Below are 21,324 nucleotides of genomic sequence, written 5' to 3'. Positions count from 1 at the left end.
GTCCCACGGTGGGACATCGGGTCGCCCGTGGAAAATCAATGGCTTGCAGAGACGGATTTACCTTTCGGTAAGCTTTGGCCGCTGGGGCGCTGCCTGCGCGCGGCGCGGGGGAGGCCCATCAGGCCAGCTTTCAGGCGTCGGCTTTCAGGCGGAAGCGCTGGATCTTGCCCGTCTCGGTCTTGGGCAAGGCTTCGACGAAGCGGATCGAGCGGGGATACTTGAAGGGCGCGATCGTCGCCTTCACGTGATCCTGCAGGACCTTCACCATCTCGGGGCTCGGGGCGTGGCCGTCGGCCAGCACCACGTGCGCCTCGACGATGGCGCCGCGTTCCTCGTCGGGGCGGCCGACCACGGCGCATTCGGCCACGGCGTCATGCGCCAGCAGCGCGGCCTCGACCTCTGGGCCGGCGATGTTGTAGCCCGACGAGATGATCATGTCGTCGTTGCGCGCGGCGAAGTGCAGGTAGCCATCTTCGTCCATTGAGAACGCGTCGCCGGTGATGTTCCAGCCGTCCAGCACGTAGTCCTTCTGCCGGTCGTCGGCCATGTAGCGGCAGCCGGTCGGGCCGCGCACCGCGAGGCGGCCGACGGTGCCGCGCGGCACCTCCTGCCCGTTCTGGTCCACGACCTTCGCCTCGTATCCGGCGACGGGCTTGCCGGTGCAGGCCGGTCGGTGGTCGTCGAAGCGGTTGGTGATGAAGATGTGCAGCATCTCGGTCGCGCCGATCCCGTCCAGCATCGGCTTGCCGGTCTTGGCGATCCATTCCTCGTAGACCGGCGCGGGCAGCGTTTCGCCGGCCGAAACGGCGGCGCGGAGGGAGGACAGGTCGGCGCCCTCGTCCATCGCGCGCAGCATCACCCGGTAGGCGGTGGGCGCGGTGAACGCCACGGTGGCGCGGTAGGTCTGGATGATGTCGATCATGTTCGGGGGCGAGGCCTTTTCCAGCAACGCCGCCGTTGCGCCGAAGCGCAGCGGGAACACCGCGAGCCCGCCCAGCCCGAAGGTGAAGGCCAGCGGCGGAGAGCCGACGAACACGTCGTCGGGCGTGACGTTCAGCACCTCGCGCGCGTAGCCGTCGGCGATGGCCAGGATGTCGCGGTGGAAGTGCATCGTCGCCTTTGGCGATCCCGTGGTGCCGGAGGTGAAGCCCAGCAACGCCACGTCGTCGCGGCCCGTGGGCACCGCGTCGAACTTCACGGATTTCTCGAGCGCGAGGCGGTCAAGCTCGGCGTCGTGGTTCGAGGTGCCGTCGAAACCGACCACCTTCTTCAGGAAGGCGGATTCCTTCGCGCAGGTCACCATCTCGTCCATCAGGCGGGTGTCGCACAGGGCGAACTCGACCTCGGCCTTGTCGACGATCTTGGCCAGTTCGCCCGCGCGCAGCATCGGCATGGTGTTGACCACCACCGCGCCCGCCTTCATCGCCGCCAGCCACGCCGCGACCATCGCAGGGTTGTTGGCCGAGCGGATCAGCACCCGGTTGCCGGGCTTCACGCCGATATCCTCGACCAGCGCGTGGGCCAGCCGGTTGGTCCAGTCGGCCAGCTCCTTGTAGGTGCGCCGGCGCCCGTTGCCGATCAGCGCGACCCGGTCGCCGTGTCCCTGTTCGACCAGCCGGTCGGTCAGCTCGACGCCGGCGTTGAGCCGCTCGGGGTAGTCGAAGCCGTCCAGCAGGAAGTCGGGCCACTGGTCCACCGGCGGCAGGTTGTCCCGGGTGAAGGTGTCGACATGGGCCGAGGGCCCCAGCACGTCGTTCGCGGTCGTCATGGCCTGTTCCCTTGCTTCGTTCACCGTGCGGCGGTGTCCAGCGTCTGCCGCGCGATGATGACCTTCTGCACGTCGGACGCGCCCTCGTAGATGCGCAGGGCGCGGATCTCGCGGTAGAGCCGCTCGACGATGTGGCCCGAGCGGACGCCGTCGCCGCCATGCAGCTGCACCGCCGCGTCGACGACCTTCTGCGCCTCGTCGGTGGCGTAGAGCTTGGCCATCGCGGCCTCGCGGCTGACGCGCGGCGCGCCGGAATCCTTGGCCCAGGCGGCGCGGTAGACCAGCAGGGCCGCCGCATCCACGCGCAACGCCATGTCGGCGACGTGGCCCTGGACCAGTTGCAGGTCGGCCAGCGGCCTGCCCTGCACCTGTCTTTCGGTCACCCGCGCCAGCGCCTCGTCAAGCGCACGGCGGGCAAAGCCCAAGGCCGCAGCGGCGACGGTGGTGCGGAAGACATCCAGCACCGACATGGCGATCTTGAACCCCTGCCCCGGCTGGCCGATCAGCGCATCCTTCGGCAGGCGTGCGCCAATGAGGCGCAGCGTGGCCAGCGGATGCGGCGCGATCGTGTCCAGCCGTTCGGCGATGTGCAGGCCGGGCGTGTCGGCGGGCACCACGAAGGCCGACAGGCCCTTGGCGCCGGGGCCTTCGCCGGTGCGGGCGAAGAGCGTGTAGACGTCGGCGATCCCGCCGTTGCTGATCCAGGTCTTCTCGCCGTCCAGCACCCAGGCATCGCCGTCGTCGCGCGCAGTCATGGTGGAATTGGCGACGTCCGATCCCGATTGCGGTTCCGTCAGCGCGAAGGCCGAGATCGCCTTGCCCGTGCGCGTCAGCGGCAGCCATTCGGCGCGCTGCGCCTCGGTGCCGAAAAGCGAGATCGCCCCGGTGCCGAGGCCCTGCATGGCGAAGGCGAAATCCGCCAGCCCGTCATGGCGCGCCAGCGTTTCGCGGCTCAGGCACAGCGTCCGCACGTCCAGCGGCTGCGGATCGGCCGGGTCGATCGCGGTGGGCAGCAGCCAACCATCCGCCCCGAGCCGCGCCACGAGATCGCGGCAGGCGGCGTCGGTGTCGTGGTGGTCGATCGGCCCCAGCCCCTGCGCCCACGCGTCCAGCGCCTGGGCATGGTCGCGGTGGCGCGGTTCCAGGAACGGCCAGTCGAGATAGGAGCGGTCGGCCATCAGTTGCCCTCGAACACGGGTTTTTCCTTCGCGACGAAGGCGTTGTAGGCGCGGGTGAAATCCTCGGTCTGCATGCACAGGGCCTGTGCATGCGCCTCGGCCTCGATCGCCATGTCGAGCGACATCGACCATTCCTGGTTCAGCATGGTCTTGGTCATCATGTGGCCGAAGGTCGGCCCCGCGACCAGCCGGGCGGCCATCTCCTGCGCCGCCGTCTCCAGGTCCTCGGGCGCGACGACCCGGTTCCAGAAGCCCCACCGCTCGCCTTCGTCGGCGCTCATCGACCGGCCGGTATAGAGCAGCTCGGCCGCCCGGCCCTGCCCGATGATGCGCGGCAGCATCGCACAGGCACCCATGTCGCAGCCGGCAAGGCCCACGCGAGTGAACAGGAACGCGGTCTTCGTGGCGGGGGTGGCGATGCGCAGGTCCGACGCCATGGCGATAATCGCCCCCGCGCCGACGCAGACGCCGTCGGCGGCCGCGATCACCGGCACGCCGCAGTTGATCATCGCCTTGACCAGGTCGCCGGTCATCCGGGTGAAGGCCAAAAGCTCCTTCATCGACATCTTCGTCAGCGGGCCGATGATGTCGTGCACGTCGCCGCCCGAGCAGAAATTGCCGCCGTTCGAGCCGAAGACCACGGCCTTGACGCTGTCGTCGTAGGGGCGCTGGCGGAACCAGTCGCGCAGTTCGGCATAGCTGTCGAAGGTCAGCGGGTTCTTGCGGTCCGGACGGTCGAGGCGCAGCGTCGCGATCCCGTCCTCGATCTCGCAGCGGAAATGCGTGGGCATCAGGCTTTCTCCTCTTGCGTCGTGACCGCGTCGAAGCGGGTGGCCAGCGCCTCCGCCTCGGCCTCGGTGAAATCGTCCAGCAGCGCGTCGATCCAGGCGGCATGGGCGGCGGCCTGGCGGGTGAACTCGGCCCGCCCGTCGGCCGTCAGCCGCACGACCGAGGCGCGGCGATCGCCCTGCATCTGCACCCGCACCACGTGCCCGTCCTCGGCCAGCCGGTCCACGATGCCGGTGACGTTGCCGTTCGACACCCGCAGCACACCCGACAGCGCCGACATCTTCAGACCGTCCTCGTAGCGGGCCAGCGCGGCCATCACATCGAAGCGCGGCAGCGTGGTGCCGAACTCGGTCCGCAGCCTTTCGCGCAGGACGGCCTCGACCTGGCGGGTGCTTTTCAGCAGCCGCAGCCACAATCTCAGGCGCGCCTTGGACGGGCTCGATTCTGCGGGGCGAGGTGCCGGTTTCATGCGTCGCGGTCTCCTGCCTGTGAGGTCCGGGCGGGCGGTCCGGCCATGGGGCAAGCCGGCATGGCTCAACGCTAGGCAGCGCCCAAAATTGTTTCAAGCAAAAAATGTTTTGGCTTGAAGCATCGGCTTCCGGTTCCCGCGCACAGGCCCCGCAAGAGCTTGGAACATCCTGAGGTTGCGGGATCTTCCGGCCCGGCCGCGCCTGCCCGGATTGCCGGCAGAAAACACTTGCGTCGCATCGCCAACGGGTTTCCGCTGCAGAAATGGCTTGCACGGCGGAAAGCTTCAAGCCTTAAATATTCAAGCCACAAATATCCGCCCCGACCCACGAGGCGCGGAAACACAGGGAGAAGATCATGACCAAGACCAAGCTTCTGGCCAGCACGCTGCTGTCGCTGGCCGCCGTTCCCGCCCTTGCCCAGGACGTGCCGCCCGCGGCGCAGGACGACGTTCTGAAGATCGGGCTGATGTACACGCTTTCGGGGCCCGCCGCGGCGCTGGGCGAGCATGCGCGCGACGGCTTCATGCTGGCGGCCGAGCAGATGGGCGACATCGGCGGGATGGAGACCGAGATCATCGTCGTCGACGACGAGCAGCGCCCCGACCTTGCCGCCGACAAGGCGCGCGAACTGGTGCAGCGCGAGAACGTCGACTTCGTCGTCGGGCCGATCTTCTCGAACATCCTGGTGGCGATTCACCAGCCGGTGACCGAGACCGGCACGATCCTGATTTCGACCAACGCCGGCACGTCGAACTTCGCCGGTGCCGACTGTCACCCGAACTTCTTCGTGACCTCGTACCAGAACGACCAGAACCACGAGGTCATGGGCGCCTATGCGCAGCAGCAGGGCTACGAGAACGTGTTCCTGATGGCGCCGAACTACCAGGCCGGCAAGGACAGCCTCGCGGGCTTCAAGCACTCGTATACCGGCGGCATCGCGGGCGAGGTGTTCACCGAACTCGGCCAGCTCGACTTCTCGTCGGAACTGGCGCAGATCGCGGCGTTCCAGCCCGACGCGCTGTTCACCTTCATGCCCGGCGGCATGGGCGTGAACCTGGTCAAGCAGTACGACCAGGCCGGCCTGTCCTCGATCCCGTTCCTGTCGGCCTTCACGGTGGACGAGACCACCCTTCCGGCCACGCAGGACGCGGCGCTGGGACTTCTGGGCGGCCAGAACTGGGCGCCCGATCTCGACAACGAAGCCAACGCGGCCTTCGTCGAGGCCTTCATCGAGAAGTACGACTACGTGCCCGGCACCTACGCGATGCAGGCCTATGACGCGGCGCAGCTGATCCAGTCGGCGGTGAGCAAGCTCGACGGCGACCTGACCGACCGCGACGCCCTGCGCGCCGCGCTGAAGGAGGCCGACTTCGACAGCCCGCGCGGCGACTTCTCGTTCGGGGTCAACAACTACCCGGTGCAGGACTTCTACCTGGTCGAGGCGGTCAAGCGCGACGACGGCCGCTACGCGACCTCGATCCGCGAGAAGATCTTCGACGACTACGTCGACACCTACGCCGACCAGTGCGAGATGCAGTGAGCCCGCACCGCACCTGACAAGACCCTGACCGGCGGGAGACCACGGCCATGATGAACCTGTTCGTGCTGCAACTGCTCAACGGCGTGCAGCTGGGCGTGCTGCTGTTCCTGATCGCGGCTGGCCTGACGCTGGTCTTCGGCATCATGGACGTGGTCAACCTTGCCCACGGGGTGCTTTACATGGTGGGGGCGTATTTCGTCGCCACCTTCGCCGCCCTCACCGGAAGCTTCTGGTGGGGGCTGGTCCTGATGCTGCCGGCGGCGGTGGCGGTGGGGCTTATCCTGGAATACGTCGTGATCCGAAGGCTTTACACCCGCTCGCACCTGGACCAGGTGCTGGCGACCTTCGGGCTGGTGATGATCGCCAACGAGACGGTCAAGATCGTCTGGGGCGTGTCGCCGCTGTCCGTGCCGCTGCCCGAGATCCTGTCCGGCTCGGTCCCGCTGATGGACCCGCTGCGCTACCCGGTCTACCGCATCGCGATCATCGTCGCGGGGCTGGCGGTGGCGGCGGGCCTGTTCGTCACGATCAACCACACGCGCATCGGCATGCTGCTGCGCGCCGGTGCCACGAACCGCGCGATGGTTTCGGCGCTGGGGATCGACATCGGCAAGCTGTTCGCCATCGTCTTCACGCTGGGCGCGGTGCTGGCCTGCCTTGCCGGCGCGCTGGTGGCGCCGATCCTGTCGGTCGACACCGGCATGGGGGAAAGCGTGCTGATCCTGACCTTCGTCGTGGTCGTTATCGGCGGCATCGGGTCGATCAAGGGCGCTTTCCTGGGCGCGATTCTCGTCGCGGTCGTGGACACGCTGGGCGGCGTCTTCGGTCCGATCCTGCTGCGCGCGGTGCTCGACCCGTCGGCGGCCGGCCAGGCGGGCCGGATGCTGGCGCCGATGCTGGTCTACATCCTGATGGCGGCGATCCTGTTCGCCCGGCCCGCGGGCCTGTTCGGAGGCCGGGCATGAGCGTCGTGTCCACGTCCGCCCCCGCCCGCGCGCCCGTTCTTGCCCCGCGCGTCAAGGCCGCACTGGTGCTGTTCACGCTCTTCGCGCTGTTCCCGCCGGTGGTGACCGCTCTGGACGATCCGTTCCTGATCCTGATCGGCACGCGCATCCTCGCCTACGCCATCGCCGCGATGGCGCTGGACCTGATCCTGGGCTACGGCGCGATGGTGAGCTTCGGCCACGCCGCCTATCTGGGCTTCGGCACCTACGCCGTGGCGATCCTGTCGAGCTACGGCATCCACGACATCCTGCTGCAGACCGCGGCCGCGATCGCGCTGTCGGCGGTCTTCGCCTTCGTCACGGGCGCCATCTCGCTGCGCACGCGGGGCGTCTACTTCATCATGATCACGCTGGCCTTCGGGCAGATGGCGTTCTTCTTCTTCATCTCGCTGTCGGCCTATGGCGGCGATGACGGCTACGGCCTGCGGCAGCGCTCGACCCTGTTCGGCTCGGACGTGCTCGAGAACGAATACGCGCTGTATTACGCGACGCTGGTGGTGCTGATCGGGCTGTTCGCGCTCAGCCACCGCATCGTCGGATCGCGCTTCGGCCGCGTGCTGACCGGCATCCGCGAGAACGCGACCCGGATGGAGGCGATCGGCTACTCGCCCTTCCGCTACCAGCTGACGGCCTTCGTGATCTCGGGCTGCATGACCTCGATCGCCGGCGTCTTCCTGGCCAACCAGGCCGAGTTCGTGTCGCCCGCCTTCATGTCCTGGCACCGCTCGGGCGAACTGATCGTGATGGTGGTGCTGGGCGGCATAGGCACGCTGTCGGGCGCCATCGGCGGCGCGGTGGCGGCACTTCTGCTCGAGGAATTCCTAGGCAAGCTGACCGAGCACTGGCGCCTGTGGTTCGGCCTGTTCCTGGTGCTGATGGTGCTGTTTTCGCCCCGCGGCATCACCGGGCTGATCCAGCAGATCCAGCAGGGGCGTGCGCGATGAGCCGGCTTGTGGTCGAGAACCTGAACAAGAGCTTCGGCGCGCTGACGGTGACCGACGACGTCTCGCTGACGGTCGAGCCGGGAGAGTTGCACGCCATCATCGGCCCCAACGGCGCCGGCAAGACGACACTCGTGGCGCAGCTGTCCGGCCAGCTTGCGCCCGATTCCGGGCGCGTCACGCTGGACGGCCGCGACATCACCCGCGCGTCGATGCCCGAGCGGGTCCGCATGGGCCTGGCACGCAGTTTCCAGATCACGCAGATCCTGCCGGGCTTCACCGTGCTCGAGAACGTGGCGCTGGCCGTTCAGGCGCGGCAGGGATCGTCCTTCCGCTTCTTCGGCGACGTGGTGCGCGAGACCGCGCTGAACGATGCCGCCATGGCCGCCCTGGCCGAGGCCGGCATCGACGAGCGCGCGGCGGCGATCGCCTCGGAACTCAGCCATGGCGAGCATCGCCGGCTCGAACTCGCGATGGCGCTGGCCACGAAGCCGTCGACCCTGCTGCTGGACGAACCGCTGGCCGGTGTCGGCGGCGAGGAATCGGATGCCTTCGTCGCGCGCCTGATGGCGATGAAGGGCCGCTTCACCATGCTGCTGATCGAACACGACATGGACGCGGTCTTCGCGCTGGCCGACCGCGTCTCGGTGCTGGTCTACGGCCGGATCATCGCCACCGGCGCGCCTGACGAGGTCCGTGCCGACCCGGCCGTGCGCACCGCCTACCTGGGCGACGAGGAGGAGATCCCGGCATGAGACACAGCCCCTCCCCTTCAATCCGGCACGGGTCCACCCGGCCCGGGATGCGCCTCACCGGAGCGCGGCCATGCTGAGCGTCGAGGGACTCGAGGCCGCCTACGGCCACAGCCGCATCCTGTTCGGCATCGACCTGCACGTGGGCGAAGGCGAATGCGTCACGCTTCTGGGGCGCAACGGCATGGGCAAGACCACCACGATCAAGTCGATCTTCGGCATGCTCAAGCCGCGCGCGGGCCGCGTCACCATCGGCGGCACCGACCTGACCGGCGCCGATCCGCACAAGATCGCGCAGGCGGGGTTGGGGCTGGTGCCCGAGGGCCGGCAGGTCTTTCCCACGCTCACGACCGAGGAGAACCTGCGCGCCACCGCGCGGCCCGGCAAGTGGACGCTCGACAAGGTCTACGAGCTTTTCCCCCGGCTGAAGGAACGCCGCCGCAACATGGGCACGCAGCTTTCAGGCGGCGAACAGCAGATGCTGGCCATCGGCCGCGCGCTGATGACCAACCCGCGGCTGGTGGTGCTGGACGAGGCGACCGAGGGCCTCGCCCCGCTGATCCGCGCCGACATCTGGTCCTGCCTCACCCGCCTGAAATCCGAGGGCGAGGCAATCCTCGTGATCGACAAGAACGTCGACGCGCTAACAAAGTTCGCCGATCGCCACGTGGTGGTCGAGAAGGGCCGCGTCGTCTGGACCGGCACCACCGCCGACATCCTCGCCACACCCGAGGTCAAGAACCGCTTCCTGCACGTCTGAAAGGACACGCCCATGACCATGATACCCGGCGTCACCCGGTCCACTTCCGGGATCGACGACATCAGCTGGAACATCCTCGGCCAGACCTACGTGCCGAAGCAGAAATCCGAGAACTCGATGGCGTGGCACGCCACCCTGCCCAAGGGCACCTTCGTGCCGCCCCACATCCACCCGACGCAGGACGAGTTCATCTACGTCCTCGACGGCCGGTTCGACCTGCTGCTGAACGGCGTCGAGACCCATGCCGAGCCGGGCGACCTGATCCGCCTGCCGATGGGCATCCCGCACGGCATCTTCAACAAGACCGACACCACGATCAAATGCCTGTTCTGGGTCGCGCCGACGCGGCGCCTCTACGACCTGTTCTGGGCGCTGCACAACCTCGGCCCCGACGCGAACCCCGCCGACGTGGTCGCCGTTTCGGCCGAGCACGAGGTCGATTTCCTGCCCCCGCCCGAGGAGTGATCCAATGCGCGTCATCATCGCAGGCGCCGGCATCGGCGGATTGACCACGGCGTTGATGCTGCATGCGCGCGGCGTTCCCTGCGTGCTGTACGAGGCCGCGCGCGAGGTGCGCGAGGTCGGCGTGGGCATCAACGTCCTGCCGCACGCGATCCGCGAACTGACCGAGCTGGGCCTGCTGCCGGCGCTCGACAAGGTGGGCGTGCGAACGCGCACGCTGTCCTACCTGACGAAGCAGGGCCAGGAGGTCTGGTCCGAGCTGCGGGGGTGTCATGCGGGCCACGACGTGCCGCAATTCTCGATCCACCGGGGCCGGCTGCAGAAGATCATCCACGATGCAGTGATCGACCGGCTTGGCGCGGGCGCGCTGAAGACGGGCCGCCGGCTGACCGGCTTCGTGCAGGACGAAGCCGGCGTGACCGCGCATTTCGCCGACAGCGTCGAGGGTGCGGCGGGCGAGACCTGCCGCGGCGACGTGCTGATCTGCGCCGACGGCATCCATTCCGCCGGACGTCGCGTGTTCTACCCGAACGAGGGGCCGCCTTCGTGGCAGGGCGTCGTCATGTGGCGCGGGGCGACCGAGTGGCCGCTCTGGAAGGACGGCGAGAGCATGGCCATCGGCGGCGGGCTGGGCGGCAAGATCGTGCTGTACCCGATCGCGCCGCCGCAGGGGAAACGCCAGTTGATGAACTGGGTGGTCAACGTCCGCATCAAGGACCCGGCCGTGTCGACGCCGCCGCCCGACAACTGGTCGCGCAAGGCGCCGCTGTCGCAGGTCCTGCCGCACGCGCTGCGCTTCTCGGTGCCCGGCGTCGACATCGGCCGGCTGGTCCGGGCCACGCCCGAGATCTACGAATACCCGATGGCCGACCGCGACCCCCTGCCCCGCTGGACCTTCGGCCGCGTCACGCTGCTGGGCGACGCGGCGCACCCGATGTACCCGGTGGGCAGCAACGGGGCGAGCCAGGCGATCCTCGACGCGCGCTGCCTTGGCGACGCGCTGGCGCGGGCCGAGCATCCCCGCGCGGCCCTGTGGGTGTATGAAAAGGACCGTCTGCCGAAGACCGCCGAGGTGGTGCGCACCAATCGCGTCGGCGGGCCGGAACGCGTGATCGACGAGGTCGAGAAGCGCGCGCCGGCGGGCTTCAAGGACGTGAACGACGTGCTGAGCTTCGAGCACCGCCGCGCCATCGTAGGCGGCTATGCTTCGATAGCGGGCTTCTCGAAGGTGACGCGCTAGACCTCGCCGCCCGCGATGGCGATGGCCTGCCCGGTGATGCCTTCGGATCCCGGCCCGCAAAGCCACGCCATCGCGGCGCGCACCTCCTCGGGGCGGATCAGGCGGCGCTGCGGGTTCATGCGTTCCAGCTGCGCGCGCGCGTCCTCGGCGCTCATCCCGGTCTTCTCGGCGATGTTGGCGACCGACCGGTCGGTCATCTCGGTGTCGAGGAAGCCGGGGCAAAGCGCGTTCACGGTGATGCCCGTGCGCGCCATTTCCAGCGCAGCGGATTTCACCATGCCGACAACGCCGTGCTTGGCCGCCGCGTAGGCGGACACGTAGGGATAGCCCTTCAGCCCGGCGGTCGACGCGACGGCGATCAGCCGGCCCCATTCGGCCCCCTTCAGCCGCGCGGCGCCCTCGCGCAGGGTCAGGAACGCGCCGGTCAGGTTGACGTCGATCATCTGCCGCCATGTGTCGAGGTCGGTGCGCGAGAACGGCGCGCTGGCCGAGGCGCCGGCATTGGCGATGACGATCTCGCACGGGCCGGTGAAGTCGAACATGGCGCGCACGCTGGTCTCGTCCGTCACGTCGCATTCGACCGCGTGCAGGTTCTCGTGCGTCGCGGCCAGCGCGTGCAGCGGCTCGGCCCGGCGGCCGGCGATCCAGGTGCGCGCCCCCGCATCGGCCAGAGCGCGCGCCAGGTCGGCCCCCAGCCCCGAGCCGCCGCCGGTGACCAGCGCGGATTTTCCCGTCAGGTCCATCAAACGCGGATCCCCAGACCCTCGCCGCGTTCGGCGAGGCGCCGCATCTGGTCGCGGCCCGGAAGGTAGGGCAGCGGCCACGCGCTGTCCTCGTCGCCGAGCGCGGCGGCGGCGTGCAGGGTCCAGTACGGATCGGCCAGGTGCGGCCGCGCGAGGCAGACCAGGTCGGCCCGGCCCGCCATCAGGATCGAGTTGACGTGGTCGGGCTCGTAGATGTTGCCGACCGCCATGGTGGGGATGCCGCGGTCGTTGCGGATGCGATCCGAGAACGGGGTCTGGAACATCCGGCCGTAGACCGGCCGCGCCTCGATGCTGGTCTGCCCGGCCGACACGTCGACGATGTCGACGCCCGCGTCGCGGAACATCGTCGCGATCTCGACGGCCTCCTCGCCCTCGACGCCGCGGTCGCCCACCCAGTCGGTGGCCGAGATGCGCACGCTCATCGGCTTGGACTCGGGCCATGCGGCGCGCATGGCGCGGAACACCTCGAGCGGGTAGCGCATGCGGTTTTCGAGACTGCCGCCGTATTCGTCGGTGCGTTGGTTCGAGATCGGCGAAATGAACGACGACAGCAGGTAGCCGTGCGCGGCGTGCACCTCGATCATGTCGAAGCCCGCGCGCGCCGCCATTTCGGTCGCGGCGACGAACTGGTCGCGGACGCGGTCCATGTCATCGCGATCCATCTCTTTCGGCGGTTCGTGCCCCTCGTCCCAGGCGATGGCCGAGGCCGACATGGTCGGCCAGTTGCCGGCCTGCAGGGGCGCGTCCATCACCTCCCAGCCAAGCTGGGTCGAGCCCTTGCGCCCGGAATGGCCGATCTGCATGCACAGCTTCGCGTCGGTCTCGGCATGCACGAAGTCGCACAGGCGCTTCCACGCGGCCTCGTGCTCGGGCGCATAAAGGCCCGGGCAGCCGGGCGTGATCCGGCCCTCGGGCGACACGCACGTCATCTCGACGTAGACCAGTCCGGCACCGCCCTTCGCACGTTCGGCGTAGTGCGCGAAATGCCAGTCGGTGGGGCAACCGTCGACCGCCTTGTACTGCGCCATCGGGGACACCACGACGCGGTTCTTCAACCGCATGTCGCGCAGCTGGAAGGGCGCGAACATCGGCGCGCGGTGCACGCCGTTGGCACCGGCCTGGGCCTGGAACCATTCCTCGGCCTCGCGCAGCCAGGCGGCGTCGCGCAGGCGCAGGTTCTCGTGGCTGATGCGCTGGCTGCGTGTCAGCAGCGAGTAGTTGAACTGCACCGGGTCGAGATGCAGGTAGCGCTCGACCTCCTCGAACCACTCGGTCGAGTTGCGCGCCGCCGACTGGAGGCGCAGCACGTCGGTGCGCCGCTCCTCCTGATACTTCTCGAACGCGCTTTCCAGCGTCGGTTCTTTCGTCACCAGATCGGCCAGCGCGATGGCGGATTCCAGCGCCAGCTTGGTCCCCGAACCGATCGAGAAATGCGCCGTGGCCGAGGCATCACCCAGCAGCACGACGTTCTCGTGGTGCCACTTCTCGCACAGCACGCGGTTAAAGTTCAGCCAGGCCGAGCCGCGCAGGTGCTTCATGTTCGACATCAGGGGATGGCCGCCAAGCTCGTCGGCGAAGATCGCCTCGCACGTCGCGATCATCTCGTCCTGGCCCATCGTGTCGAAGCCCAACCCGCGCCAGGTGTCCTCGGCGCATTCGACGATGAAGGTCGCGGTGTCGGCGTCGAATTGGTAGGCATGCGCCCAGATCCAGCCGGCCTCGGTCTTCTTGAAGATGAAGGTGAAGGCGTCGTCGAACTTGGCATGCGTGCCCAGCCAGACGAACTTGCACGCGCGGGTGTCGATCTCGGGGCGGAAGGCGTGTTCGAACCGCTGGCGGGTCTTCGAGTTGATGCCGTCCGCGGCGACCACGAGGTCGTTGTCGCGCATCAGGGCGTCGATGTCGTCGACCTCGGTCTCGAACTGCAGGTCGACGCCCAGCTGGCGCGCGCGTTCCTGCAGCAGCAGCAGCATCTGGCGCCGCCCCAGCCCGCAGAAACCGTGGCCGGTGGACGTGATGGCGACGTCCTCCTTGACCACCTTGATATCGTCCCAATAGGCGAAATGGCCGCGGATCGCCTCGGCGCTGACGGGATCGTTGGCGGCGAGGTTGTCCAGCGTCTCGTCCGACAGCACGACGCCCCAGCCGAAGGTGTCGTCGGGGCGGTTGCGCTCAATCACCGTGACCTGCGCCTCGGGATCGCGCAGCTTGAGACTGATGGCGAAATACAGCCCCGCGGGGCCCCCACCAAGACAGACGGTCTTCATCGCACATCCTCCTAGATCGGCGTCAAGGTAGGACCATTCCACCAAGCGGCAATCGTTTCAAGCATAAAGCTTTAGGCTTGAAACGATTGCCGTGCTGGTAAAGTATGCCACGATCGCGCGCACCCGCGCCCTGCAGGAGATCGCCCTTGGCCACGTTCACGCACCGGACTCCCGTGATGTTCCAGCATTGCGACCCGGCGGGGATCGTCTTCTATCCGCGCTATTTCGAGATGATCAACGCGGTGGTCGAGACGTTCTTCGACCGCGCGCTTGACTGGTCCTTCGCGACACTGCACGGGAGCGAACGCATGGGCGTCCCGATGGGCCGCATCGACGCGAATTTCCACGCGGCGTCGCGCCTCGGGGACGTGCTGGACTGGTCGCTGACGATCGGCCGCATCGGCCGGGGAAGCGCCGAGATCGAAATCACCGGCGCCTGCGGCGCCGAGGCGCGGCTGAGCGTCCGCGGCACGCTGGTGCTGGTGGACCTGGACAAGATGAAGTCGCGCCCGTGGCCGGAAGCCCGGCGCGCGGCACTGGAACGCTACACGAAGGAGAACACCGCTTGAGCACGATCACCATCCACCCCGAGGGCTGGACGCCCGCCAAGGGCTACGCCAACGGGATCGTCGCCGAGGGCCGCGTTCTTTTCGTCGGCGGCCAGATCGGCTGGAACGCCGAGCAGGTCTTCGAGTGCCACGATTTCATCGGCCAAATGAAGCAGGCGCTGCGCAACATCGTCGCCGTGGTCGAAACCGCCGGCGGATCGGTGGCAGATATCGCCCGCCTCACCTGGTACGTCACCGACAAGCGCGAGTATCTGGCGAATCAGGCGGCCGTCGGCGCGGCCTATCGCGAGGTCATGGGATATCACTTCCCGGCGATGACGATGGTGGTGGTCGCGGACCTGGTCGAGGATGACGCGAAGATCGAGATCGAGGCCACGGCCGTTCTGACCTGAACACGAAGGGGCCGGCCGGCGCGTGATCCGACCGACGCGCCGGATCCCGCTCGGGTCATGGCAGACGGCGCAGGCGGGTTGCCGCCGCCCGCATCTCGAGCGCGGGACCATGCGGAGCCACGGCACGCGGCGAAGCTGCCCGTTCGTCGAGGCCGGCCATCGTGGTCGATGCCAGGAAGACCTGCAGGGCGTCTTCGGGCATCGGGCGCGAGAAATGGAACCCCTGCAGGACGTCGCAGCCGATACGGCGCAGGATTTCCGCATGCTCTTCGGTTTCGACCCCTTCGGCGACGACCGACAGGTCAAGCGAATGCGCCAGCCCGACGATCGCGCGCACGGTGCCCATGCTGCGCTCTGACGTCATGGCACGGCCCGACAGGGTTCGGTCCAACTTGACCGTTTCCGGCCCGATCTCGAACAGCCCGTTGATCGAGGCGTGATCCGAGCCGAAATCGTCGATCTCGATTCGGAAGCCGCGTTCGCGCAACGCATCCAGCACGTAGATCAGCGGCGCCCCGTGCAGTTCGACCGACACGGTCTCGAGCACCTCGAACGCGATCCGGCGCGGGTCGGGAAAATCGATGGCGTCCAGCGTGGACAGGAAGTCCGGCGCCAGAAGCCGCCCGGTCGACGCGTTGAACGACACCGACGGCAGAACGCATCCGACCGCGTCCAGCCGGGCGATCGCGGCCAGACCTGCCTCGAACACCGCCCGGTCGACCGCCGCCTCCTGGCCCAGCTGGCGCGCGACGGGCAGGAACTGGTCGGGCGTGACCGGCCCGATCCGCGGATGGTTCCAGCGCACCAGCACCTCGACTCCGACGACAGCGCCGGTGCGGGCGTCGTGCTGAGTCTGGAAGTACGGCACCAGGTCGCCCTGCGCCAGCGCACGCGGCAGCGCGTCTGCGATCAGCCGCGCGCGCGACGCTTCGTGCTTCATCGCCCGGTCGAAGAGGGCGACCTGCGCGCGCCCGCCGGCCTTGGCGCTGTAGAGCGCGACATCCGCGTCGCGCAGCATGTCCGCGGGTTCGTCGTGGTCCGGGTCAGGCGCGGCGATGCCGAAGCTGGCGCCGTACTGGCACAACCGACCTTCGAACAGGATCGGCTTGAGGAATTCGGCCAGGAACCGTTCGGCGATCCTGGCGGCGTCCTGGATTTGCATGTCGGCCGGGCACAGCACGACGAATTCGTCGCCCCCGATACGCGCCGGGAAACAGTCGGGCGCGAGCCGTTCGTTCAGGATTCCGGCCACGTGGCGCAGAACGTGATCGCCGGCCGCGTGCCCCAGCACGTCGTTGACCGACTTGAACCGGTCCAGGTCGATGCGGATGATCGGACCGACCTCGTGCTCGGACTTCGCGTTCAGGATCTGGTCGAAATGCCGCCGGTTCGGCAACCCGGTCAGCGCGTCGGTCAGCGCGGTCCTGGCAATCTCGGCGTTGGCGGCCTGCAGGCGGCTGACGTAGTGCGACTGGCGCCGTTCGGCCATCACGTAATCGGTCACATCCGCGCGGGTCACGATCGTGTCGCCGAACTCGGTCTTGCGGTGGCGGACGCGGACATAGCGCCCCCCCGCGGTCAGCAGGACGATGCCCTGCTCCTCGAACTCCAGCGTGCGCAGGGAATCCGCGATGAAGTCGTCCGCGCCGCCGGAATCGACGTCAGGATAATGTCCGCGCGCGATGGCATCCTTCAGGATGTCCGCCACATGCTTGCCCGGCCGGACGAAGGCCGGGTCGGGATGCACGGTTTCCGCGTAGGCCTTGTTGCACAGCAACAGCCGCCAATGCCGGTCGAACAGGCCCATGCCCTCGCCGGGGGATTCGAGCGCCAGCTTCAGCCGGCTCGACAGGGCGGCGAATTCGCGCTTGGTCCGTTTCTCGTCCCGCCAATGCGCGACGAACTGGCGCATGAGGATGGCGAACACGATCCATGCGGCCGAGCCCGTGCCGAAGGTCACGAGCATCACCGTACGGTGCAGGATCGTCTCGACTTCGTCGATCAAGGGCTGGAAGACGCTGGAACTGTGGCGCATCTGCTCGAGCGCGTCGAGAACTCGCAGGCGCTGGGCGAAGGCCGATTGCGACCCCGAGCCGAAACGGTCGGCATCCAGCCCCTTCTCGATCGCGTCCAGCTGATCGAGCAGCGCGCGATTCGTCTCTAGCCCGCTTGCGCAGGCAGAGACCACATCCCCGCCGCCGACCGAGCCGGCCAGGAGACGTTCAACCAGACTCAGCTTTTCTATGCACCACCCGACTTCGGCGCGCGCGGACAGGACGAGGGCGCGGACCTTGTCGAGACTGTCGTGCCGGAAAACCGCGACCGACCGGGTGATGTCGATCGCCTGCTGCGTCGCCTGATAATGGGCGAAGTTCCGCGCCCGGTATTCGCTGGACAGCGTCAGGTAGTGATAGCCGATGAACGCGGCCGCAATCAGGCCGGCGATCAAAAGCCCGAACACCACGAAAAGCCGGCGAATGTACATGCGCGCCTTGGTCTGACTGCCCCCAAACCGAAAGGTTAACCTGCAGACCATCAACGAGACGTTAACAAATCCACCGTTTCATCGCCCGGTCAACAATCCGGCTGCGTGGCACCGAAGGAAACAGGCGCTGCAGGACCCGCTTCGGCCGCGAGGCGGGCGGCGGCAGACGCGGCCACCGCCCGGACCCGGTGCCCTACCAGCTGTTGTAGCCCAGGTACTTCCCCGACATCTCGATCCTGACGCGGTCGCCCTTGGGGTGCTCGACGCGGCTGATCCGCATGTCGAAATCGATCGCGGACATGATGCCGTCACCGAACTTCTCGTGGATCAGCGCCTTGATCGTGGGACCGTAGACGCCGACGATCTCGTAGAGGCGATACATGCAGGGGTCGGTCGGCACGGCCTGTTCCCAGATCTTTGTCGGGCTTTCCTCCAGCACGGTGGTGGCCTCTTGCGGCAGGCCCATCACGCGGGCAAGGTCGGCCGCCTTGTTGGCCGGCATGGCGTTCATGCCCATGCAGGCCGAGTGCGTCCAGACCGGCGACATGCCGATCCGTTCGGCGATCTGTTCCCACGTCATGCCGCTGGCGCGCTTGGCCGACAGGATCATCGCGGTGACGTCTTCCCTGGTCATCATCTGCGGAACTTCGAACGTGTCCTTCATGGAGTCCTCCTGGTTGTCGTGTGGAAGGGTGTCGTGCGCCGGCACGCTCATTCGTTGACTGCGCGCAGGCGCCGGGGGCTTTCGGGTTCCGCGCGCGCCGGGGCCGCGACCGCGTGCCCGTTCTCGAAGCGCACCGTCGCGGGCGACTGGTCGAGTCCCTCCGCCGGTCGACCCGCCAGCTCTTTCGACCGCCGGCCGAGGAACTGCACCGTGTGGTTCCGGATCGCGTAGTAGTTCGCGTCCTCGACGATGGTCGTGCGTTCGCGCGGGCGGGGGATGTTGATCTCGACCGATTCCGCCACGCGGGCTTGCGGCCCGTTGGTCATCAGCAGGATGCGGTCCGCCAGCAGGATCGCCTCGTCGATGTCGTGGGTGATCATGAAGACGGTCTGTTCTGTCCCGCCCCAGATCTTCAGCAGCTCCTCCTGGATCGTGCCCCGGGTCAGCGCGTCGAGCGCGCCGAAGGGTTCGTCCAGAAGCAGCAGCTTGGGGTGGTTGGCGAAGGCCCGCGCGATCGACACGCGCTGGCGCATGCCGCCCGAAAGCTGGCTGGGCTTGCGGTGCACCACGTCGCCCTCGAGGCCGACCATGGCCAGGTATTCCCGGGCATGCGCCTCGACCTTCGCGCGGGGCCAGTCCGGATAGCGTGCCTTGACGCCGAAGGTGACGTTTCTCAGCGCCGACAGCCACGGCAGCAGCGAGTAGTTCTGGAACACCACGCCGCGATCCAGGCTGGGGCCGGAGACCTCGTAGCCGTCCATCTTGACCACGCCGGACGTGGGCTCGGCCAAGCCGGCGAGGATGTTCATGATGGTCGACTTGCCACAGCCCGAATGGCCCAGGATGCAGACGAACTCGCCCTTTTCGATCCCGAAGCTGGCGTGCTCGAACACGGTCAGCGTGCCGCCCTGCCCGTCCGGGAACTGCTGCGTCATGCGCTCGATGGAAAGGAATGGTTTCGACATGGAAAGGCTCCTTATTCCGCGTAGGCGACGGCGCGCTGGAGCCAGCCGAAGGCCGCATCCAGCATCATGCCGACGACGCCGATCATGAGGATCGAGAAGATGACGGAGGTCAGGTCGAGGTTGTTCCACTCGTTCCAGACGTAGTAGCCGATGCCGGTCCCGCCGACGAGCATCTCGGCCGCGACGATGACCAGCCAGGCGATGCCGATCGAGATCCGCATGCCGGTGATGATCGTCGGCGCTGCCGCCGGCAGGATCACGGTGAACGCGGTCCTGAAATGGCCAAGCTCGTGCGTGCGGGCGACGTTGACCCAGTCCTCGCGCACGCCGGCCACGCCGAAGGCGGTGTTCAGCAGCATCGGCCAGATCGAGCAGATGAAGATCACGAAGATCGCGCTGGCCTCGGAATCCTGGATGATGAACAGCGCCAGCGGCATCCAGGCCAGCGGCGAGATCGGCCGCAGCACCTGGATGTAGGGGTTCAGCGCCCGGTAGGCGATCGGCGACATGCCGATCAGGAAGCCCAGCGGGATCGCGATCAGCGCGGCCATGACGTAACCCGTGAGCACGCGGTAGATCGAGTAGCCGATCTGGATGCCGATGCCCTTGTCGTTGGGCCCCGCGTCGTAGAACGGGTTCGACAGTTGCTCCCAGGCCTTGGCGATCACGTCCGAGGGCGGCGGCACCCCAGCGCGCTCGGAGCCGAGCCCCATGAGGCGCTCGTATTCGGTCAGGTTCTCGGCCGCCTTCTGCGCCGGGATGGCGGCCTCCCACACCAGGAGGCCGACCAGAAGGATCACGACCGACAGGATGGCCGCGCGCTGGTTGAGCGACAGGGTCATGCGGGACATGGCTCAGACCTTCCCGATCGCGAAGCTCGAGACGTAGGCCTCGGGCTCGGCGGGATCGAAGGTCTTGCCCATGATCGTGTGCGACTTGTAGGTGACGTCGGGCGCGTCGTAGCCCAAGTCGGTCATCACCTTCTTCGCGTCGGCGGCCAGATAGACCTGTTCGGCCACCGCGCGGTAGTCCACGTCGCCCTCGATATAGCCCCAGCGCTTCATCTGCGTCAGGATCCACACGCCCATCGAGTGCCAGGGGAACGGGTCGAAATCGATCCGGTCGGGCACCTGCTTCACCTCGCCCAGCCCGTCGGCATAGGTGCCGGTCAGGACCTGCTCGATCACCGGGACCGGCTGGTTGAGGTAGTTCGTCGGCGCGATCGCCTCGGAGATCTCCTTCCGGTTCTCGGGGTTGCTGGCATATTGCGTGGCGTCGATGATCGACTTCAGCAGCGCGCCGTAGGTGTTGGGCAACTCGCTGGCGAAGCTGGCCGGCGCCGCGAAGGCGCAGCAGGGATGGCCTTCCCAGATCTCCTTGGTCAGGACGTGGATGAAGCCGATGCCCTCCCAGACCGCGCGCTGGTTGAACGGGTCGGGAGACAGGTATCCGTCGAGGTTTCCGGCCCGCAGGTTGGCCACCATCTCGGGCGGCGGCACCACGCGGATCTGGATGTCGACGTCGGGGTCGAGCCCGTATTCCGCCACGTAGTAGCGCAGCAGGAAGTTGTGCATCGAGTATTCGAACGGCACGCCGAAGGTGAAGCCCTTCCACTGCGCGGGGTCACGCTTGTCGAGATGCTCGTTGGAGAGCACGATGGCCTGGCCGTTGATGTTCTCGACCGCGGGCATGATGTAGGGTTCAGCCACCGATCCGGCGCCCAGCGTCATCGCCAGCGGCATCGGCGTCAGCATGTGAGATGCGTCGTATTCACCCGACAGCGACTTGTCGCGCGCCACCGCCCAGCCGGCGGTCTTGATGACCTGCGCGTTCAGGCCATAGCGTTCGTAGAAGCCCATCGGCTGCGCCATGATGATCGGCGTGGCGCAGGTGATCGGGACGAAGCCGATGTTCAGATAGGCCTTTTCCGGCGTGCCAAGGTTATCGAGGATCGCCGCCTTGGCTTTGTCCATCGGGAACACGGACGCGAGCGCGGCGGCCACGGTGCCGCCCCCCATCATGCCCATGAAGGACCGCCGCGACACGTCGCTGTGGCCAAAGACCGACCGCACGACAGCGCTTTCGACGGCGCGTTCCAGCATCTCGTCCGCGTTCATCGCCTGGGGGTTGAGCGTGCCGCCGGCGTGGCCCGAACAGCCGTCGCAGCCGCAGTCGGCGCCGTGGCGCAGGTCGTTCTTTTCCGAATACGGATCGCCAAGGCTCTTGGTCGTCATGATGTTGCCCTCATCGCTTTACCCCTCAAGCTTGCGATGACCAGCGGCACCTTTAGAACGGGGTGCCTGAAATTCGGGCA

The 21,324-nt window shown here is 67.6% G+C and carries 20 protein-coding genes; 9 read left to right on the top strand and 11 right to left on the bottom strand.

Translation table 11 applies throughout. From position 1 onward, the window contains the following. Positions 1 to 130 precede the first annotated feature (130 nt). The 4 genes from BLW27_RS11905 to BLW27_RS11890 are packed head-to-tail and all read right to left on the bottom strand — an operon-like array spanning position 131 to position 4,204. Positions 131 to 1,750 (bottom strand): AMP-binding protein, encoded by a 1,620-nt coding sequence (locus tag BLW27_RS11905; protein ID WP_089883605.1) that lies wholly within the window; start codon positions 1,748 to 1,750, stop codon positions 131 to 133. Between the two features lie 38 nt (positions 1,751 to 1,788). Then, on the bottom strand, positions 1,789 to 2,946 hold the full coding sequence (locus tag BLW27_RS11900; protein WP_089883557.1) for an acyl-CoA dehydrogenase family protein: 1,158 nt from the start codon (positions 2,944 to 2,946) through the stop codon (positions 1,789 to 1,791). Then, a complete protein-coding gene (locus BLW27_RS11895) occupies positions 2,946 to 3,737 on the bottom strand; it encodes an enoyl-CoA hydratase family protein (RefSeq protein ID WP_089883555.1) in 792 nt (263 codons plus the stop codon). The genes BLW27_RS11900 and BLW27_RS11895 overlap by 1 nt, the downstream gene beginning before the upstream one ends. Continuing rightward, entirely contained in the window at positions 3,737 to 4,204 is a 468-nt protein-coding gene (locus tag BLW27_RS11890; RefSeq protein ID WP_089883553.1) for a MarR family winged helix-turn-helix transcriptional regulator, read from the bottom strand. Before BLW27_RS11890 ends, BLW27_RS11895 begins: the two co-directional genes overlap by 1 nt. 356 nt (positions 4,205 to 4,560) lie before the next feature. Between BLW27_RS11890 and BLW27_RS11885 the strand changes: the two genes are divergently transcribed. From BLW27_RS11885 to BLW27_RS11855, 7 genes are all read left to right on the top strand, one after another. Continuing rightward, the gene (locus BLW27_RS11885; RefSeq protein ID WP_089883551.1) at positions 4,561 to 5,745 is read left to right on the top strand and encodes an ABC transporter substrate-binding protein; all 1,185 of its coding nucleotides are present in this window, start codon (positions 4,561 to 4,563) and stop codon (positions 5,743 to 5,745) included. Positions 5,746 to 5,792: 47 nt separating this feature from the next. After that, positions 5,793 to 6,710: a branched-chain amino acid ABC transporter permease gene (locus tag BLW27_RS11880; RefSeq protein WP_089883549.1), complete on the top strand. Its 918-nt coding sequence runs from the start codon at positions 5,793 to 5,795 to the stop codon at positions 6,708 to 6,710. Further along, positions 6,707 to 7,693 carry a branched-chain amino acid ABC transporter permease gene (locus BLW27_RS11875; RefSeq protein WP_089883547.1) on the top strand — a complete coding sequence of 329 codons (987 nt, stop codon included), beginning with the start codon at positions 6,707 to 6,709 and terminating at the stop codon, positions 7,691 to 7,693. Before BLW27_RS11880 ends, BLW27_RS11875 begins: the two co-directional genes overlap by 4 nt. Then, positions 7,690 to 8,445: an ABC transporter ATP-binding protein gene (locus BLW27_RS11870; RefSeq protein ID WP_089883545.1), complete on the top strand. Its 756-nt coding sequence runs from the start codon at positions 7,690 to 7,692 to the stop codon at positions 8,443 to 8,445. The genes BLW27_RS11875 and BLW27_RS11870 overlap by 4 nt, the downstream gene beginning before the upstream one ends. Positions 8,446 to 8,515: 70 nt before the next feature. After that, the gene (locus BLW27_RS11865; RefSeq protein ID WP_089883543.1) at positions 8,516 to 9,202 is read left to right on the top strand and encodes an ABC transporter ATP-binding protein; all 687 of its coding nucleotides are present in this window, start codon (positions 8,516 to 8,518) and stop codon (positions 9,200 to 9,202) included. Positions 9,203 to 9,220: 18 nt separating this feature from the next. Next, entirely contained in the window at positions 9,221 to 9,667 is a 447-nt protein-coding gene (locus BLW27_RS11860) for a cupin domain-containing protein (protein WP_218141110.1), read from the top strand. Positions 9,668 to 9,671: 4 nt separating this feature from the next. Next, complete coding sequence (locus BLW27_RS11855; protein WP_089883539.1) at positions 9,672 to 10,904, top strand: flavin-dependent oxidoreductase; 1,233 nt, start codon at positions 9,672 to 9,674, stop codon at positions 10,902 to 10,904. Here the strand turns inward: BLW27_RS11855 and BLW27_RS11850 are convergent. After that, complete coding sequence (locus BLW27_RS11850; RefSeq protein ID WP_089883536.1) at positions 10,901 to 11,647, bottom strand: SDR family NAD(P)-dependent oxidoreductase; 747 nt, start codon at positions 11,645 to 11,647, stop codon at positions 10,901 to 10,903. The genes BLW27_RS11855 and BLW27_RS11850 overlap by 4 nt on opposite strands. After that, positions 11,647 to 13,935 (bottom strand): bifunctional salicylyl-CoA 5-hydroxylase/oxidoreductase, encoded by a 2,289-nt coding sequence (locus BLW27_RS11845; RefSeq protein WP_089883534.1) that lies wholly within the window; start codon positions 13,933 to 13,935, stop codon positions 11,647 to 11,649. Before BLW27_RS11845 ends, BLW27_RS11850 begins: the two co-directional genes overlap by 1 nt. A gap of 146 nt (positions 13,936 to 14,081) precedes the next feature. Here BLW27_RS11845 and BLW27_RS11840 point away from each other — a divergent pair, with 146 nt between their 5' ends. Beyond that, a complete protein-coding gene (locus BLW27_RS11840) occupies positions 14,082 to 14,504 on the top strand; it encodes an acyl-CoA thioesterase (RefSeq protein ID WP_089883531.1) in 423 nt (140 codons plus the stop codon). Further along, complete coding sequence (locus BLW27_RS11835) at positions 14,501 to 14,896, top strand: RidA family protein (protein WP_089883529.1); 396 nt, start codon at positions 14,501 to 14,503, stop codon at positions 14,894 to 14,896. The genes BLW27_RS11840 and BLW27_RS11835 overlap by 4 nt, the downstream gene beginning before the upstream one ends. Before the next feature lie 55 nt (positions 14,897 to 14,951). Here the strand turns inward: BLW27_RS11835 and BLW27_RS11830 are convergent, their stop codons facing one another. The 5 genes from BLW27_RS11830 to BLW27_RS11810 all read right to left on the bottom strand — a co-directional run bounded on the left by BLW27_RS11830 (position 14,952) and on the right by BLW27_RS11810 (position 21,244). Continuing rightward, entirely contained in the window at positions 14,952 to 17,381 is a 2,430-nt protein-coding gene (locus BLW27_RS11830) for a putative bifunctional diguanylate cyclase/phosphodiesterase (RefSeq protein WP_177177882.1), read from the bottom strand. 193 nt (positions 17,382 to 17,574) lie between these two features. Beyond that, positions 17,575 to 18,045 (bottom strand): cyanase, encoded by a 471-nt coding sequence (cynS, locus tag BLW27_RS11825; protein ID WP_245710856.1) that lies wholly within the window; start codon positions 18,043 to 18,045, stop codon positions 17,575 to 17,577. A gap of 47 nt (positions 18,046 to 18,092) precedes the next feature. Then, positions 18,093 to 19,010, bottom strand: a complete 918-nt coding sequence (locus tag BLW27_RS11820) for an ABC transporter ATP-binding protein (protein ID WP_089883524.1) — start codon at positions 19,008 to 19,010, stop codon at positions 18,093 to 18,095. 11 nt (positions 19,011 to 19,021) lie between these two features. Then, positions 19,022 to 19,861 carry a nitrate ABC transporter permease gene (ntrB, locus tag BLW27_RS11815; RefSeq protein WP_245710855.1) on the bottom strand — a complete coding sequence of 280 codons (840 nt, stop codon included), beginning with the start codon at positions 19,859 to 19,861 and terminating at the stop codon, positions 19,022 to 19,024. 3 nt (positions 19,862 to 19,864) lie between these two features. Continuing rightward, the gene (locus tag BLW27_RS11810) at positions 19,865 to 21,244 is read right to left on the bottom strand and encodes a CmpA/NrtA family ABC transporter substrate-binding protein (protein ID WP_089883522.1); all 1,380 of its coding nucleotides are present in this window, start codon (positions 21,242 to 21,244) and stop codon (positions 19,865 to 19,867) included. Between the last annotated feature and the right edge of the window lie 80 nt (positions 21,245 to 21,324).

Source organism: Citreimonas salinaria, assembly GCF_900107235.1.
Classification (GTDB): domain Bacteria; phylum Pseudomonadota; class Alphaproteobacteria; order Rhodobacterales; family Rhodobacteraceae; genus Citreimonas; species Citreimonas salinaria.
This window is presented reverse-complemented; position numbering and strand designations above follow the sequence as displayed.